19 protein-coding genes are annotated in these 16,347 nt (G+C 56.5%); 6 read left to right on the top strand and 13 right to left on the bottom strand.

Annotation, left to right across the window (positions count from 1 at the left end; translation table 11 throughout):
* Nucleotides 1–177: 177 nt before the first annotated feature.
* The 8 genes from proX to ACEPLT_RS17505 all read right to left on the bottom strand — a co-directional run bounded on the left by proX (nt 178) and on the right by ACEPLT_RS17505 (nt 8,075).
* Nucleotides 178–1,173: a glycine betaine/L-proline ABC transporter substrate-binding protein ProX gene (gene proX / locus ACEPLT_RS17540; RefSeq protein WP_021241961.1), complete on the bottom strand. Its 996-nt coding sequence runs from the start codon at nt 1,171–1,173 to the stop codon at nt 178–180.
* A 9-nt stretch (nt 1,174–1,182) separates the two neighbouring features.
* The gene (proW, locus tag ACEPLT_RS17535) at nt 1,183–2,247 is read right to left on the bottom strand and encodes a glycine betaine/L-proline ABC transporter permease ProW (protein ID WP_447088293.1); all 1,065 of its coding nucleotides are present in this window, start codon (nt 2,245–2,247) and stop codon (nt 1,183–1,185) included.
* The gene (gene proV / locus ACEPLT_RS17530; RefSeq protein ID WP_008502574.1) at nt 2,240–3,442 is read right to left on the bottom strand and encodes a glycine betaine/L-proline ABC transporter ATP-binding protein ProV; all 1,203 of its coding nucleotides are present in this window, start codon (nt 3,440–3,442) and stop codon (nt 2,240–2,242) included. The genes proW and proV overlap by 8 nt, the downstream gene beginning before the upstream one ends.
* Nucleotides 3,443–3,772: 330 nt before the next feature.
* Nucleotides 3,773–4,732 carry a class 1b ribonucleoside-diphosphate reductase subunit beta gene (nrdF, locus tag ACEPLT_RS17525; protein ID WP_023344780.1) on the bottom strand — a complete coding sequence of 320 codons (960 nt, stop codon included), beginning with the start codon at nt 4,730–4,732 and terminating at the stop codon, nt 3,773–3,775.
* 9 nt (nt 4,733–4,741) lie between these two features.
* Entirely contained in the window at nt 4,742–6,886 is a 2,145-nt protein-coding gene (gene nrdE / locus ACEPLT_RS17520; RefSeq protein WP_447088292.1) for a class 1b ribonucleoside-diphosphate reductase subunit alpha, read from the bottom strand.
* Complete coding sequence (nrdI, locus tag ACEPLT_RS17515) at nt 6,859–7,269, bottom strand: class Ib ribonucleoside-diphosphate reductase assembly flavoprotein NrdI (protein WP_021241965.1); 411 nt, start codon at nt 7,267–7,269, stop codon at nt 6,859–6,861. Before nrdI ends, nrdE begins: the two co-directional genes overlap by 28 nt.
* A complete protein-coding gene (nrdH, locus tag ACEPLT_RS17510) occupies nt 7,266–7,505 on the bottom strand; it encodes a glutaredoxin-like protein NrdH (RefSeq protein ID WP_008502570.1) in 240 nt (79 codons plus the stop codon). Before nrdH ends, nrdI begins: the two co-directional genes overlap by 4 nt.
* 243 nt (nt 7,506–7,748) lie before the next feature.
* Nucleotides 7,749–8,075: a DUF883 domain-containing protein gene (locus tag ACEPLT_RS17505; protein ID WP_008502569.1), complete on the bottom strand. Its 327-nt coding sequence runs from the start codon at nt 8,073–8,075 to the stop codon at nt 7,749–7,751.
* A 160-nt stretch (nt 8,076–8,235) separates the two neighbouring features.
* Between ACEPLT_RS17505 and ACEPLT_RS17500 the strand changes: the two genes are divergently transcribed.
* Nucleotides 8,236–8,580 carry a DUF2002 family protein gene (locus tag ACEPLT_RS17500; RefSeq protein WP_008502568.1) on the top strand — a complete coding sequence of 115 codons (345 nt, stop codon included), beginning with the start codon at nt 8,236–8,238 and terminating at the stop codon, nt 8,578–8,580.
* 32 nt (nt 8,581–8,612) lie between these two features.
* On the opposite strand, the gene alaE is transcribed toward ACEPLT_RS17500, so the two are convergent.
* On the bottom strand, nt 8,613–9,062 hold the full coding sequence (gene alaE / locus ACEPLT_RS17495; protein WP_023294397.1) for an L-alanine exporter AlaE: 450 nt from the start codon (nt 9,060–9,062) through the stop codon (nt 8,613–8,615).
* A 492-nt stretch (nt 9,063–9,554) separates the two neighbouring features.
* Here alaE and stpA point away from each other — a divergent pair, with 492 nt between their 5' ends.
* Nucleotides 9,555–9,959: a DNA-binding protein StpA gene (stpA, locus tag ACEPLT_RS17490; RefSeq protein ID WP_232927394.1), complete on the top strand. Its 405-nt coding sequence runs from the start codon at nt 9,555–9,557 to the stop codon at nt 9,957–9,959.
* Nucleotides 9,960–9,997: 38 nt separating this feature from the next.
* Here the strand turns inward: stpA and ACEPLT_RS17485 are convergent, their stop codons facing one another.
* The 3 genes from ACEPLT_RS17485 to ACEPLT_RS17475 all read right to left on the bottom strand — a co-directional run bounded on the left by ACEPLT_RS17485 (nt 9,998) and on the right by ACEPLT_RS17475 (nt 11,087).
* Nucleotides 9,998–10,177 (bottom strand): hypothetical protein, encoded by a 180-nt coding sequence (locus ACEPLT_RS17485; protein ID WP_008502565.1) that lies wholly within the window; start codon nt 10,175–10,177, stop codon nt 9,998–10,000.
* A 79-nt stretch (nt 10,178–10,256) separates the two neighbouring features.
* Complete coding sequence (locus ACEPLT_RS17480; RefSeq protein WP_023325942.1) at nt 10,257–10,778, bottom strand: rhodanese family protein; 522 nt, start codon at nt 10,776–10,778, stop codon at nt 10,257–10,259.
* A gap of 9 nt (nt 10,779–10,787) precedes the next feature.
* Complete coding sequence (locus ACEPLT_RS17475) at nt 10,788–11,087, bottom strand: ArsR/SmtB family transcription factor (protein WP_008502563.1); 300 nt, start codon at nt 11,085–11,087, stop codon at nt 10,788–10,790.
* Nucleotides 11,088–11,268: 181 nt separating this feature from the next.
* On the opposite strand from ACEPLT_RS17475, the gene ACEPLT_RS17470 reads away from it, so the two are divergent.
* The gene (locus ACEPLT_RS17470) at nt 11,269–11,427 is read left to right on the top strand and encodes a YqaE/Pmp3 family membrane protein (protein ID WP_008502562.1); all 159 of its coding nucleotides are present in this window, start codon (nt 11,269–11,271) and stop codon (nt 11,425–11,427) included.
* Here the strand turns inward: ACEPLT_RS17470 and ACEPLT_RS17465 are convergent.
* Nucleotides 11,424–12,353 carry a LysR substrate-binding domain-containing protein gene (locus ACEPLT_RS17465; protein ID WP_008502561.1) on the bottom strand — a complete coding sequence of 310 codons (930 nt, stop codon included), beginning with the start codon at nt 12,351–12,353 and terminating at the stop codon, nt 11,424–11,426. The two genes, ACEPLT_RS17470 and ACEPLT_RS17465, sit on opposite strands and share 4 nt — an antisense overlap.
* A gap of 319 nt (nt 12,354–12,672) precedes the next feature.
* Between ACEPLT_RS17465 and ACEPLT_RS17460 the strand changes: the two genes are divergently transcribed.
* The 3 genes from ACEPLT_RS17460 to ACEPLT_RS17450 all read left to right on the top strand — a co-directional run bounded on the left by ACEPLT_RS17460 (nt 12,673) and on the right by ACEPLT_RS17450 (nt 16,343).
* Nucleotides 12,673–13,278: an ankyrin repeat domain-containing protein gene (locus tag ACEPLT_RS17460; RefSeq protein ID WP_008502560.1), complete on the top strand. Its 606-nt coding sequence runs from the start codon at nt 12,673–12,675 to the stop codon at nt 13,276–13,278.
* Between the two features lie 108 nt (nt 13,279–13,386).
* On the top strand, nt 13,387–14,928 hold the full coding sequence (fdrA, locus tag ACEPLT_RS17455) for an acyl-CoA synthetase FdrA (RefSeq protein ID WP_232927393.1): 1,542 nt from the start codon (nt 13,387–13,389) through the stop codon (nt 14,926–14,928).
* Nucleotides 14,928–16,343 carry a YlbE family protein gene (locus tag ACEPLT_RS17450; protein WP_232927392.1) on the top strand — a complete coding sequence of 472 codons (1,416 nt, stop codon included), beginning with the start codon at nt 14,928–14,930 and terminating at the stop codon, nt 16,341–16,343. The genes fdrA and ACEPLT_RS17450 overlap by 1 nt, the downstream gene beginning before the upstream one ends.
* Nucleotides 16,344–16,347 lie beyond the last annotated feature (4 nt).

Genomic DNA, 16,347 nt, shown 5'->3' with positions numbered 1-16,347 from the left:
AGGAATCGTTAGTGAAGTGATTATTTTTCCGGAAACCATAATAGCCAATGATTGTGAATGTGGGGGGATTGTTACGTGCTGGATTGTGCGGTTTAGGTTGGGTGCGGTCTGATCCCCTCACCCCGGTCCTCTCCCAGTGTACGTTCCGGGGAGAGGGTTAGGGTGAGGGAAAAGGTTTTACTTCTGCGCCGCCAGCGCCGCTTTCACCCAGCCGTCAAACTGCTGCTGGTGGGCCTTGATCCAGCCGTCGACGTGGCCTTTAACATCCGCCTCAGACGATTTGCCCGCGTGCATCATCGCGTTCTGGGCGTTGATGTCCGCCAGCGGCAGCTTCATCACCGAGAACAGCTTCGCCGCCGCCGGGTTTTTCTCCGCCCAGGCTTTGTTCGCCACGATATGCATGGTGTTCACCGGGAAGCCGTAGTTCATGCCGTTCGGCAGTTTGGTGTCGATATCTTTCTGCTCGCCCGGCAGGGAGGAGAACGGCACCTGCAGCCACACCACGTCTTTACCCGGCTTCAGCACGTCGCTCACCCAGTACGGCGTCCAGGTGTAGTAGATCACCGGTTTACCCTCTTTGAAGCGGGCAATGGTGTCGGCCATCATCGCTGAATAGTTGCCGTGGCTCACGTCGACCGTTTTCGCCAGATCGAACGCCTTGTTCTGGTGGTTAATCACCGCTTCGCAGCCCCAGCCCGGCGAGCAGCCCATCATGTCGGCCTTGCCGTCACCGTTGGTGTCAAACAGTCTGGCGATCTTCGGATCCTTCAGCTGTTCGATGTTGGTGATGTGGTACTGGTCGGCGGTTTTCTTGTCGATCAGGTACCCCTGCGCCGCGCCGGTGACAAAGGTGCCTTCACGGTAGAATTTCTTATCGCCACCGGCGGCGGCATACATGTCGTCATGCAGCGGCTGCCAGTTTACGGCGGTAAAGGTGGCGTCACCGGAGGCAATCGAGGTGTAGCCCACGTTGTAATCCACTTCGCTCGGCGTGTTAACCGTATAGCCCAGTTTTTCCAGCGCGCGGCTGACCAGCAGGGTCTGGAAGCTCTCTTCCGAAATAGTGCTCTGCACCGGCTGCACGGTAATGCCTTTGCCCGGCAGGTCAGCTGCGAACGTGCTGGTGGAGACAAGGGTGGCAAACGCTGTGGCAAAAAGTACGTTATGTCGCATCGTTGTTCCTTATTTTCTAAAGGGGCGGGTGAGTAACCCAACAGGGCCGGTGGAATACCAGTGACGGTTGCCGCGACTGCGTGAATCGCGACCGACGGCCTGGGTCAGGCGGTCAAGAATAATGGCGAGGATCACAATCCCGACGCCGCCGACGGTAGCCAGCCCCATGTCGAGACGGCCAATGCCGCGCAGCACCATCTGACCGAGACCGCCAACGGCGATCATCGAGGCAATCACCACCATCGAAAGGGCCAGCATCAGCGTCTGGTTCACGCCCGCCATGATGGTCGGCATCGCCAGCGGGAGCTGAACCTTAAACAGCATCTGGCGCGGGCTGGCACCGAACGAGCGTGACGCTTCGATCAGGTCCGCAGGCACCTGATTGATCCCGAGAATGGTCAGACGAATAATCGGCGGCAGGGCAAAGATAATGGTGACCACCACGCCCGGCACGTTGCCGATGCCGAACAGCATCACAATCGGCACCAGATAGACGAACGCCGGAGTGGTCTGCATCGCATCCAGCAGCGGGCGAATTATCTTCGCGGCCCGCGGGCTGCGCGCCAGCCAGATCCCCATCGGCAGGCCGATGACGATGCAGAAGAGCAGGGCGGTCAGCACCAGCGCCAGGGTGATCATCGCCTGCGACCAGGCCCCAATCGCGCCGATGGCAATCAGCGAAATCAGCGTGGCGACACCCATCCCGGCGCTGCCAAACTGCCAGGCGATCAGGGAGAACAGGATAATCGCCACCGGTGCCGGCATGCCCAGCATCAGCTGCTGGAAGCCGTTCAGGATGTAATCCACCGGGATGCGGATCCCCTGGAAAACCGGGCGGAAGTGCGTGACCACCCAGTCGATCCCCTCCGTGACCCAGCTGTCCAGCGGGATCAGCGTCTTGTGGAACGGATCCATAATATTGAAGTGCTCTGGCGCAGGCGCGGGTGCGCTGTTCAGCCAGTCCGCCGCACCGCCACCGTCGGCGGGTGCTGGCGTGGAACCCCACGCGTCGGCGGATTGCGCAGCGTTGTCCGCCGCTTCAGTGGTGCCCCACGGGTTAGTTTGATCAGCCATTATTTGCCCCCTCGCGATCTAAAGCCTGCAGCAGCATCCGTTTGGAGATGATGCCGACGTACTGTTGTTCCTCACCCACGACCGGTACGGCGCAAGGCGCCTGCCCCACGTGAGAGAGCAACTCGCTGAGCGGCGTTTCGGCGTCCACGGCAAGCGGAGCGTCAATTAACGCCGCATCGATGCCCTGGTTTTCGCTGAGCGCGGTTTTCAGAGAATCGATGGAGACAACACCGACAAATTTATTGCCGCGTTCAACCAGATAACCATATTCACGGTCTTCGTCCTGCAGCAGCTTCAGCGCGGAGCGCGGGCCGAAGCCAGGCGTTTTACGGATAATGCCGTTTGGCGTTCGACGGGCAATATCTTTGGCGCTAAAGACCTGGCTAATATCCACGCCGCGGAAGAAGGTGCGCACATAATCATTTGCCGGATTATTGAGAATTTCATCCGGCGTGCCGACCTGCACCACTTCACCATTTTGCATAATGGCAATACGGTCGCCAATACGCATGGCTTCATCCAAATCGTGGGAAATAAAGACAATGGTCCGCTGATGTTTCGCCTGTAATTTTACCAGCTCATCCTGCATCTCGGTGCGAATTAACGGATCGAGGGCAGAGAAGGCTTCGTCCATTAATAAAATGTCTGGATTAATGGCTAATGCGCGGGCTAATCCCACGCGCTGACGCATGCCGCCGGAAAGTTCATCCGGGTACGCATGCGCATAATTTTCCAGCCCAACCTGACGCAGGGCGTCAAGGGCTTTTTCCTGACGTTCCTGCGCGGGTGTGCCGGCTAATTCCATGCCGAAAGCGGTATTATCCAGCACCGTCATATGTGGCATCAGCGCGAATGACTGGAATACCATCGCAATCTTCTTTCTGCGCACCTCGCGAAGCTCGGCGTCTGATATTCTGGCGATATCCACGCCGTCAATCAGCACCTGTCCGCGGGTGGGTTCAATCAGGCGATTGAGAAGGCGAACCATAGTGGATTTACCCGAACCGGATAATCCCATGATGACAAAAATCTCGCCTTCTTCAATGGCCAGACTGGCGTCTTTAACGCCAAGCGATAGCCCGGTTTTTTCCAGAATTTGCTCTTTCGAAAGGCCTTTCTCAATATATTTGAATGCGCGCTGAGGATGCTCGCCAAATACTTTATAAAGATTTTTCACTTCTAATTTAATTGCCATGCAATAGAGAGTGTCCTGTTATTTGTTTATGTCGATATGATTACCATGGTAAATTGTTAACGGGCATAACCCTAACATACTGAGAATCTGAGACAACCCTGGGTTTGCTTATGGCGTAAATTTTCAGGGAGGCGAAACGGCTGAATTTCCCATGAGTAAAGGGCTGAGCGGGATTTGAATTTTTCTCAATTTTTTGCTGCGGCATCGGGGAATTTCGCCTGAATCGGGTGATTCAGGCGAATAGGGCACGGAAATGACAGTGTAGTTGCTTTGTAAATATTGGAGAGGAAATTGTTGGGTTTATATTAAATTAACGAACGTTAACGTTCATTAAAAATCCCAGTCCTCATCCTCGGTTTCCACCGCTTTGCCCATCACGTACGACGAACCCGACCCGGAGAAGAAATCGTGGTTTTCGTCGGCGTTGGGCGACAGCGCGGAGAGAATCGCCGGGTTAACCTCCGCCAGTTCCGGCGGGAACAGCGCGTCGTAGCCGAGATTCATCAGCGCCTTGTTGGCGTTGTAGCAGAGGAAGGCTTTCACGTCCTCCTCCCAGCCGGTGCCGGCGTACAGTTCCTCGGTATAGCTCAGCTCGTTGTCGTACAGATCCATCAGCAAATCGAGCGCAAACCCTTTAAGCTCCTCGCGCTCCGCGTCGCTGACCTTTTCCAGCCCTTTCTGATATTTATAGCCGATGTAATACCCGTGCACCGCTTCATCCCGGATGATGAGGCGAATCAAATCGGCGGTGTTGGTGAGCTTGCCGCGGCTTGACCAGTACATGGGCAGCCAGAAGCCAGAATAGAAGAGGAATGATTCCAGAAACACGCTGGCGATCTTCTTCTTCAGCGGCTCGTCGGCCCGATAATACGTCAGCACCAGCTCCGCCTTTCTTTGTAACGACTCGCTCGCTTCGCTCCAGGCGTAGGCCGCGTCCACGTCTTTGGTCTGGCACAGCGTGGAGAAAATCGAGCTGTAGGAGCGGGCGTGCACCGCCTCCATAAAGCTGATGTTCGACATCACCGCCTCTTCGTGCGGCGTCAGCGCGTCACCCATCAGAGCCGGTGCGCCAACGGTATTCTGAATGGTGTCCAGCAGCGTCAGGCCGGTAAAGACGCGGATCGTTAGCTGCTGCTCGGTGTGGCTCAGGGTTTGCCAGGCCGGAATATCGTTGGAGAGCGGGACCTTTTCCGGCAGCCAGAAGTTGCTGGTCAGGCGGTTCCACACTTCCAGATCTTTCTCGTCCTGGATCTTGTTCCAGTTAACGGCGCTCACGCGTGACAGTTTCATCCTTTCTCCTTACAGCGCGCAGGACACGCAGCCTTCGATTTCGGTGCCTTCCAGCGCAAGCTGGCGCAGGCGAATGTAGTAGAGCGTCTTGATACCTTTCTTCCACGCGTAGATCTGCGCTTTGTTGATGTCCCGCGTGGTGGCGGTATCCGGGAAGAACAGCGTCAGCGACAGCCCCTGATCCACGTGTTTCGTCGCCTCGGCGTAGGTATCGATGATTTTTTCCGGGCCAATCTCGTATGCGTCCTGATACAGCGCCAGGTTCTCGTTGGTCATAAACGGGGCAGGGTAGTAAACGCGTCCGGTTTTGCCTTCTTTGCGAATTTCAATCTTCGACACGATCGGGTGAATGCTCGACGTGGCGTGGTTGATGTAGGAGATAGAGCCGGTTGGCGGCACCGCCTGCAGGTTCTGGTTGTAGATGCCGTAGCGCATCACGTCATCACGCAGCTGCTGCCACATCTCGCGCGTCGGCAGAACGATCCCGGCGCGGGCAAACAGCTCCCTTACTCGCGCCGTTTTCGGCTGCCAGTCGCCTTCCAGATACTGGCTGAAATACTCTCCGCTGGCGTAGCGCGACTGTTCAAAGCCCGCGAAACGCTGGTTGCGCTCGCGCGCCAGCATCATCGAGGTATGCAGCGCGTGCCAGGTGACGGTGTAAAAATAGAGGTTGGTGAAGTCCAGCCCTTCCGGGCTGCCGTAGGCGATGCCTTCCCGCGCCAGGTAGCCGTGCAGGTTCATCTGCCCAAGGCCAATGGCGTGCGACGCGGCGTTGCCCGCCTCGATGGACGGCACGCTGCGGATGTGGCTCATGTCCGACACCGCCGTCAGCCCGCGAATGGCGGTCTCCACCGTGCGGCCAAAGTCGGGGGAATCCATGGTGTGGGCGATATTCAGCGACCCGAGGTTGCAGGAGATGTCTTTGCCGATCTCCGCGTAGTCCAGATTCTCGTCATAGCGGGAGGCACTGTTGACCTGTAAAATCTCCGAGCACAGGTTGCTCATGTTGATGCGCCCGGCAATCGGGTTTGCGCGGTTCACCGTGTCCTCGTACATGATGTACGGATAGCCGGACTCAAACTGAATTTCGGCAAGCGTCTGGAAGAAATCGCGGGCGTTGATGGTTTTTTTGCGGATGCGATCGTCGGCCAGCAGCTCGTCGTACAGCTCGCTTATCGCCACGTCGCCAAAGGCTTTGCCGTAAATTCGCTCAACGTCATACGGCGAGAAAAGCGCCATGTCGGCATTCTCTTTAGCCAGCTTAAAGGTGATATCCGGGATCACCACGCCCAGCGACAGGGTTTTGATGCGGATTTTTTCGTCGGCGTTTTCGCGCTTGGTATCGAGGAAACGCAGAATGTCGGGGTGGTGCGCGTGCAGATAAACCGCGCCCGCGCCCTGACGCGCGCCAAGCTGGTTGGCGTAGGAGAAGGCATCTTCCAGCATCTTCATGACCGGGAGCACGCCGGAGGACTGGTTTTCGATACGCTTAATCGGCGCGCCCGCTTCACGCAGGTTCGAGAGCAGAAACGCCACGCCGCCGCCGCGTTTGGAGAGCTGCAGCGCCGAGTTCACCGCGCGGCCTATCGACTCCATATTATCTTCAATGCGCAGCAGGAAGCAGGAGACCAGCTCGCCGCGCTGGGCTTTGCCGCAGTTGAGAAAGGTCGGCGTGGCAGGCTGGAAGCGGCCGGAGAGGATCTCGTCGGTGAGCTGTTGCGCCAGCGCTTCATCGCCCTGCGCCAGGGTCAGCGCGACCATCACCACGCGATCTTCAAAGCTTTCTAAGTAGCGCTTACCGTCGAAGGTCTTCAGGGTGTAGCTGGTGTAGAACTTCCACGCGCCAAGGAACGTCTGGAAACGAAAGCCGCTGGCGTGGGCGCGTTCAAACAGCTTCACGACGAAGGCGCGTGCGTAGCGGGTGAGGATGCGGGCGTCGTAGTAACCTTCGTTAACCAGGTGGTCGAGACGTTCATCCTGGCTCGCGAAGGTCACGCTGTTGGGCCGCACGTGGGCGGCAAAAAAGGCGTCCACCGCCTCACGGTCTTTATCAAACTGAATGCGTCCCTCCCGGTCATAGAGGTTAAGCATCGCGTTTAATGCGTGGTAATCCGGCGTCGCCTGTATTACCCGTTCTGCGGTTGTCGTTGCCAAAATTCGTTCACTCCTTTACGCACGTTTTCGACGTCCTGCTGCGTCCCCATCAGCTCAAAGCGATAGAGATACGGCACGCCGCATTTTTGAGAGATGACATCTCCGGCGCGGCCAAAGGCATCGCCGAAATTGCGATTGCCCGCCGCGATCACGCCTCGGATTAGCCCGCGGTTATGCGGATCGTTCAGAAAGCGGATCACCTGGCGAGGCACTGCGCCCGCCGTACCGCCGCCGCCGTAGCTGGGCACCACCAGAATGTACGGTTCTTCTACCCGGATGCGCTCCCGCTCGTTAAGGGGAATGCGCACCGCAGGCAGCCCGACGCGCTCAATAAAACGGAGCGTGTTTTCCGAGCTGCTGGAGAAGAAGACCAGCCCACTCATGCCCGTGCGGCCTGCGCGGCGATGCGGTTGATCATGTCCGGGCGGAAGCCAGACCAGCTGGTCTCCCCGGCCACCACCACCGGAAGCTGACGGAAACCCTGCGCGCGAAGGGTATCGGCGGCCTCGGGCTGCTGGTCAATATTCACCATCTCAAACGCCACGCCGCGGCTTTCCATCGCCCGTTTGGTCGCGTGGCACTGAACACAATCGTTACGAGTGTAAATAATAATGCTCATGATTCGTATTTCCATTTAAAATGAGAGAGCGGCGCGAATCATCGCGTCAGGTTGTGTGTATCTTGCTAAAAGGAATACTAGATGTAGTTGTCTTAAGTTTCAACCATACAAGATATGGGAAATTTAGATTAATGATGCCCTGATGATGAGCACAGCGGGGCAGGGGGGGGTTGTACGGGTTATCAGGCTTGCGGGCATTAAAAAGCCCCGGCGCCAGCGGCGACCGGGGCTGATGGCTCGCGCTTACTTACGCAGGCTAAGCAGAGCGCCGACGAAGATCCCGACTGCCGCTACCGTGCCGAGCGTGCAGAGCGGTTTTTCGCGCACGAAGGTCGTTGCGCAGCTGACCGCATCGCAGGCAGCCTGTGTGGTACGCGTGCGGCCATTTAGGCGTGCGCGGGTTTCACGGAGCAGAGACTGAGCCTTACGTTTTGCGGCATCCGCTTCGTCCTTCGCGTCACTTCCCCAGGATTTCAGCACCTCTTCCAGCGTGTCTGCTAATTGGCTGACATCATTACGAATATCCTGAGCGTCGTCGTTAATATCGTTTCGGTTCGGTCTGTTAAACATACGATCCTCCGTAATTTTGTGTTCCCGTTCAGTTTAGTTCAGAAATTTAATATCTGAAGCGCATCACGCGATATCCGCCAGTTTATGGACTATTCTGAAAGCCCTGCTAATGCTGAATACTGTAAGGTTGCCGGGCAGGAAAAGATAACGAGGAAAAGATATGTATTTACGACCTGACGAGGTGGCACGCGTTCTTGAAAAAGAGGGATTCACCATGGATGAGGTGACGCCAAAAGCGTATGGATATCGCCGTGGCGAGAATTATGTTTATGTTAATCGTGAAGCCAGGATGGGACGTACCGCTCTCATTATTCACCCGACGCTGAAAGACAGAAGTCTGTCATTTGCTGAGCCTGCCTCGGATATTAAAACCTGCGATCATTATCAGCAATTTCCGCTCTATTTAGGCGGAGAGACGCATGAGCATTATGGTATTCCGCATGGCTTCAGCTCGCGTATGGCGCTGGAACGGTTTTTGAAGGGACTGTTTGGCGACGTACAGTAAATTTGCGACTGGCCTGCGCCAGTCGCTTCACATCACGCTTTAGCCTGGCTGTACTGGCTGACCTTAAACAGGCGGCGACAGTAGTCGAGGAAATAGCCATACACCGCCCCCATCAGCATTGAAATCACAATATTCGAACTGACCGCCGCCGCGATCTGGTGCCAGTCCGCGCCCACCGTCAACAGAATGGCCACGTAAACCGGCGACTGGAACGTCACATAGGCCAGAACGTCTGCCAGGTTTTTCACCCAGCCTGCGGGGCTGACACGCCGCGCGAAGCGCATGACGGCATCGCGGTATAAACCGTAAGGCCAGGCAATAATAATATTGACCGGAATCGCCACCAGACGAGAAGAAAGTGACTGCTCGAAGGACATTCCGGAGAGGAATATTTCGATCAACATGTTCACAACGGAACAGTAAACAACCATCGCGAAAGTATCCGCCACAGCATGGCGAAGGCGTGATTGCGGTGAGAACATGTCTGAACTCCTTGAGAAGAACACAAAAGAAACGATTTTCCCGAAGCGGTTAGTGCTTTAGGTTGGTTTGTTTGACGTGTATAGCGTATATCTCTACGTTTGAACTAACAACTAGTGATTAATTTTTATTTAATCGCGTTTTGTCCACAAAATTCTCTAAAATTGATGGTTTTTTGTTCGCTTCGTTATAATCTGTCTCGTGCGATGATTTTTGGTTTTAAATCATTGGCTTAACTATCTTGATGTTGAAAGGTGAGTCAGTGCTTTTGTGGGGAGCGAAGAATGCTGAAATTTTGATTAAGGTTGACCCTTTATATTGCAGTGATGATTGAATCCCTGCGTATCGCTCAGACGTTATAAGATAATATTAACGGCGACAGTAAACATATTTACGCTATTGACTGGCCAGCCTGCGGGTAGATATTTCAGCGGAAATGAATTATTCTGTCGGTGATTTATCTATTTACCCTAAACAAAAGGTTTTCAAATAATATGTCTTTGACGTTACAGAATCTTAATAATATCCGAACTCTGCGCGCCATGGCACGCGAATTATCCCTGGACGTTCTTGAGGAAATGCTGGAAAAAGTCAGGGTCGTTGCTGAAGAGAAACGTAGTGAGCTGGCGGAATTAGAGCAGCAGAGAGCCGAGCAGCAGGAGAAAATTAATGCCCTGCTGGAGCAGATGAAAGCCGATGGTATTTCACCGACCGATCTGCTGGGCTCTGAACTGGCGCAGACGGGTAAATCCACGAAAAAGCGTAAGCCGCGTGAAGCGAAATACCGCTTTATTGACCAGAACGGTGAAGAGAAAACGTGGACCGGCCAGGGCCGTACGCCGAAGCCTATTGCCAGCGCGCTGGCAGAGGGGAAATCACTGGATGATTTTCTGATCTAATGCGTGAACCGGGCGGAACATACCGCCCGGCACTCTTTTCAGCAGACGCCGAAATCACCGTCTTCGGTATACGGCGCCAGCTCGGCGGCTTTCAGGGTATATTTCTCGCCTTGTTCATTGCTGGCCTGTACCGCCACCACGCTTTCACCGTTCACTTCGAGCACTTTCAGCTTCGGGCCGCCTTTACGCGGTTGTACATAATCACCGACAGAAAACATATTACCTCCTCATCGTTTTAGCGATCTTCACCTTAGCCCACGTATGACACCGGGTACAGCGTATTTCACCGATTACTGCTTATGAGGTACGCCGGTTCCAGGGCATCACCTTCAGCAGCCGCGCCATGCCGCAAAAACCGGTCACACCGGCGAACAGCAGCCCGGCCCCCACGAAGCCGCTGAGCAGGAAAAAGCCATCTGAGACGCTATAGCCCAGCACTACGCCGCAGAGAATGAGCAGCCCGGCAGCGATTTGCACCTGACGCATCAGCGGCAGCGGCTGGGTTTTGTCTTCGACAGTCTGCAGACCCGCCTGCTTCCAGCCCTGAATGCCTCCTTCGACCACAAATGCCTGAGCGGGGGCGGCAGCCTGCGCAAGGCGATCGGCATTGCCTGAGGTGCGGGCGCCAGACTGGCAGTGAAAAATCACCGTTTCACCCGCCTGCGTTTTAAGTCCGCCGGGTAAGGTATCCAGCGGCACGGACCGCGCGGCGGGAATATGCTCGCGGGCGTACTCGTCGGCATCACGAATATCAATCAGTTTTGCGCCATCGGCGATGCGGGCATTGGCCTCGCGCGGCGAAAGAAGGGGAAGTGACATGGCGGCTCCTTACGGGCAATAAAGGGTTTTCAGGGTGCTGATAAGCTGATGCACCGCGTCGTTTTTAATGAAATAGAGAATGCGCTGCGCCTCGCGGGTGCTGGCGATCAGGCCTTCCTCACGCATGCGCGCCAGATGCTGCGACGTGGCGGAAGGACTCAGGCCCGTCGCGCGGGCCAGCTCCCCCGCGCTGGTGCCGGGGGCGCCGCACAGCGTGCAGAGGATCAGCAGCCGACGCGGGTTGCTCATCGCTTTTAAAAGCGTTGCGGCCTGCTCTGCGCTGGCCTGAAGCTGTTCGAGTTCAGTCATAGTAATTTAGCATTTACTTAATTAAGGCAATGCTAAAGTAATTGTGCGCATTACGCCAGCGTCAAAAGCGTAAAAGAGGGTAAACGCGGAGCAGGGAACTGGCGCAGACAGGTAAACTGGCTATGCTTAGAAAGGGTTCTCTCTATTATTTTCAATGGATTAGCTTGCACGGAGTGTTAATATGGGTTTTTGGCGTATTGTTTTTACCATCCTGCTGCCGCCGCTGGGCGTGCTGTTGGGCAAAGGGCTTGGCTGGGCGTTTATCATCAACATTCTTCTGACGCTGCTGGGCTACTTCCCCGGCCTCATTCACGCATTTTGGGTACAGAGCAAAAGCTAAGCGCGCCACAGTAAATCGCTATAGATATCGGTCAGCACCCCCGCTGGACCAAACTGCTGTTTGATCCAGCGCGTGACCTGGCCTGTCGCGGCATGCTGCGTGGCGAGCAGCATGCGCGAATCCTGACGCGGGTTATTGATACGTCGCGTCACCAGCAGCCCGTCTTCCACCGCGTCCCGCGCCATATACTCCGGTAAAAAACCTATCCCTTCGCCCAGGATCTGACACTGGCATTTGGTATTAAAGTCCGGCACCAGAATCGCTTCCTGACCGTGCAGCAGCCAGCCCACCTTCTTGTTAATGGTGTGTGCGGTATCTTCCACCATGATGTTGGGATACAGGCGCAGCTGGCTCTCCGCTATCGGTTCCGGAACGAACGCCAGCGGATGCGCCGGCGCAATGGCAAACACCCAGCGGATGGCGCCGATCTCGGTGTAGTCAATCCCACCGCCGTCGAGCAGCGTGTCCGGCGCGCCAATGGCGATATTGGCCTGGTTATTGATGATCGAATCCCACACGCCGTTATAGACCTCCGTGGTGACGGTGATCTGGCAGGTAGGAAACTGCTTTTTCAGCACCTGCAGCAGCCGCGCGGTATGGCGCGGCGTATATAACAGCTGGTTGATACAGATGCGCACCCGCGCCTCGATGCCCTGTGAGATGGTATCAATCCCGCGCTTGATGGCGTGAAAGTCGTTAAGCAGGTCGGTGGCTTTGCGGTAAAAGTAAAAGCCGGACTCGGTCAGCTCAATGCTGCGCGTGTTACGCACGAACAGCACCACGTCCAGCCCGGTCTCCATGCGCTTAATGGTGTAGCTGATGGCGGAGGTGGTGACGCCCAGTTCGGCGGCGGCTTTGCTGAAGCTGCCAAAGCGGGCGGCGGTGGTGAAGGCCAGCAGGTTCTCTTCGGTAAAGATGGAATTCATATCACAGCTTCCTCAGTCATCAGTTTTGAACATATTTTAACAACGCCTTTACAACACATTTGAAGCCGATCACAGTTCTGACTCTTTACGCAGGGCCCCGTCATGCAAGGCTTTTTCAACCATAAGAATAATGCAGCCTGAGGCGCTAAAAAGCGGTTAAACATAAGAAAAAGGTTGCACGGACGCACGTTTTATCCCGACCGTTGAATTTATCTCAACAATGAATTCACTGTCGATGAATCATTTTTAAGCGGATTCTTTTATGACCAGGCTGTTGCTATTCTCGGGTCAAGAGCAATAAAACATCGGGAGTCTGAATATGTCTGCAACTGAACTGGTTACGGAATTTCTGCTGGCGGCAGAAGAGGGAAATAGCGATGCGCTAAAAGCCTGTCTGGAAAAAGGCGTGGATATTAACGCCACTAACCGCCAGAAAAGAACCGCCGTTACGATTGCCAGCCTGAAAAAACACTATTCCTGCGTGGCGTTATTAATTGCCGCCGGGGCAGATATTGATAAACAGGACCAGACCTGTTTTAACCCCTTCCTGATCAGCTGCCTGACGAACGATTTAACCCTCCTGCGGCTGGTATTACCCGCGAATCCGGATCTCGACCGCCTTACCCGCTTCGGCGGCGTGGGCATTACCCCTGCCAGTGAAAAAGGGCACGTGGAGATCGTGCGCGAGCTGCTGGAAAAAACCGACATTAACGTTAACCACACCAACTTTGTCGGCTGGACGCCGCTGCTGGAAGCCATTGTGTTAAACGACGGCGGTGCGAAACAGCAAGAGATTGTGAAGCTGCTGCTGGATCACGGCGCGAACCCGCACATGACCGACAAATACGGCAAAACCCCGCTCGAACTGGCGCGGGAGAAAGGCTTCACTGAGATTGCCGACCTGCTGCTGGCCGCGGGCGCGTAAAACGACCGGTCAGCCCGTTCCGGCTGGCCGCTAATTTAAAAAAGCATTTTTACCGACGTGCATTTTGCACGACGGCGGCCCCCTTTTATCCGTATTCAGGAGAAAACAATGCCAACCAAAATCGTCATAAAAAAGAACACGTATTTCGATTCGGTTTCCTTAATGTCGGTTTCCACCAAAGCCAATAAATTGCCGGGCGTCGAACAGGCGTTTGTGGCAATGGCGACGGAAATGAATAAAGGCGTTCTGAAAAATCTCGGGCTGCTCACGCCGGAATTAGCGGAAGCCAAAAATGGCGACCTGATGATCGTGATTAAAGGCGACGCGGCGAACGATGAAACGCTGGCGGAAATAGAAGCTTTATTTACCCATAAAGCGAGCAGCAGCACCCATGAAGCGCGCTACGCGACGATTGCCAGCGCCAAAAAACATCGCCCGGAGAGCAACCTCGCGGTGATTTCCGTCAACGGCACTTTCGCTGCCCGTGAAGCGCGCCAGGCGCTGGAACACGATCTCAGCGTGATGCTCTTCTCCGATAACGTGTCGCTCGACGACGAGCTGGCGCTGAAGCAGCTGGCGCACCAGAAAGGGCTGCTGATGATGGGGCCGGACTGCGGCACCGCCATCATCAACGGCGCGGGATTGTGCTTCGCCAACGCGGTGCGTCGCGGGCCGATTGGCATCGTCGGCGCGTCCGGCACCGGCAGCCAGGAGCTAAGCGTGCGCATCCATGAATTCGGCGGTGGCGTGTCGCAGCTGATTGGCACCGGCGGGCGCGATCTTAGCGAGAAGATCGGCGGCCTGATGATGCTCGACGCCATCGACATGCTGGAAGCCGACGAGGGCACAGAGGTGATTGCGCTGATCTCCAAGCCGCCTGCGCACGCAGTTGCCGAAAAAGTGCTGGCCCGCGCGCGCGCCTGCCGCAAGCCCGTCATTGTCTGTTTCCTTGGGCGCAATGAGCCGCCCGCCGATGAGGACGGCCTGCAGTTTGCGCGCGGCACCAAAGAGGCGGCGCTGAAGGCCGTTCTGCTTACCGGCATCAAAAAAGAGTCCCTCGATCTGCACCCGCTCAACTGGCCATTGATCGAAGAGGTGCGCGCCCGCCTGACCCCGCAGCAGAAGTACATTCGCGGCCTGTTCTGCGGCGGCACCCTGTGCGACGAAGCGATGTTTGCGGCGCTGGAGAAGTTCGACGACGTGTACAGCAATATCCAGCCGGATCCCGCTAAACGCCTGCCGGACGTCAGCGTCAGTAAAGCCCACACCTTCCTCGACTTTGGCGACGATGAGTTCACCAACGGCAAGCCGCACCCGATGATCGACCCGACCAACCGCATCAGCCGCCTGCTGCAGGAGGCGCGCGATCCGGAAGTGGGCGTCATCGTGATGGACTTCGTGCTGGGCTTCGGCGCGCACGAAGATCCGGTAGGGGTGATGATCGAGGCGATCAAAGAGGCGCAGGTCATCGCGAAGGCCGATAACCGTCCGCTTGAGATCCTCGGCTACGTGCTCGGCACCGACCAGGATCCGCAGTCGCTGGCGCAGCAGTGCCAGATGCTGACCGATGCAGGCGTCATCTGGGCCAGCAGCAGCACCAATACCGGATTACTGGCACGCGAATTTGTCTGCAAAGGGGAGAACGCATAATGACCACCTTATTCAACCAGCCGCTGAACGTCATTAACGTGGGTCTCGCGATGTTCAGCGACGATCTTAAAAAGCAGCACGTACCCGTGACCCCGCTCGACTGGACGCCGCCGGGGCAGGGCAATATGCAGGTGGTGGAAGCGCTCGACCAGCTGGCGAAAAAACCGCTGGCGGAGAAGATTGCCGCCGCCAACCAAATCGCCCTTGAGCGCATTATTCAGTCCCATCCGGTGCTGGTGGGCTATGACCAGGCCATCAACGTGGTGCCGGGCATGACCCGCACGACCATTCTGCACGCCGGTCCGCCAGTTACATGGGAAAACATGTGCGGGGCGATGAAAGGCGCGGTTACCGGCGCGCTGGTGTTTGAAGGGCTGGCGACGGATCTGGAGGACGCCGCAAGGCTGGCGGCGTCAGGCGACATCACCTTCTCGCCGTGCCACGAGCACGACTGTGTGGGCTCTATGGCGGGCGTCACCTCCGCGTCGATGTTTATGCACATCGTTGAGAACAAAACCTACGGCAACCGCGCCTTCACCAACCTCAGCGAGCAGATGGCGAAGATCCTGCGCATGGGGGCCAACGACCAGAGCGTGATCGATCGTCTGAACTGGATGCGCGACGTGCTCGGCCCGATGCTGCGCGACGCCATGAACATTATCGGCGAAATCGACCTGCGCCTGATGCTGGCCCAGGCGCTGCACATGGGCGACGAGTGCCACAACCGCAACAATGCGGGCACCACGCTGCTGATCCAGGCGCTGAACCCGGGGCTGATCCAGGCGGGCTATCCGGTTGAGCAGCAGCGCGAGGTGTTCGAGTTTGTCGCCAGCAGCGACTACTTCTCCGGCCCGACGTGGATGGCGATGTGTAAAGCCGCGCTGGACGCTGCCCACGGCATTGAATACAGCACCGTCGTTACCACCATGGCGCGCAACGGCTACGAGTTCGGCCTGCGCGTCTCCGGCCTGCCGGGGCAGTGGTTCACCGGCCCGGCGCAGCAGGTGATTGGCCCGATGTTCGCGGGCTATAAGCCGGAGGATTCCGGGCTGGACATCGGCGACAGCGCGATCACCGAAACCTACGGCATCGGCGGCTTTGCGATGGCGACGGCACCGGCGATTGTCGCCCTGGTGGGCGGCACGGTGGAGGAAGCCATCGATTTCTCCCGTCAGATGCGCGAAATCACTCTTGGCGAAAACCCGAACGTCACCATTCCGCTGCTCTCCTTTATGGGGATCCCGACCGCCATCGACATCACGAAGGTCGCGGGCAGCGGCATTCTGCCGGTCATTAATACCGCCATTGCCCACAAAGACGCGGGCATCGGCATGATAGGGGCGGGCATCGTTCACCCGCCGTTTAGCTGTTTTGAAAAGGCGCTGTTGACCTTCCGCGATCGCTACTTTTTATAAGGCA

The sequence above is a fragment of the Enterobacter sp. fkY84-1 genome, from assembly GCF_052974705.1.
This window is presented reverse-complemented; position numbering and strand designations above follow the sequence as displayed.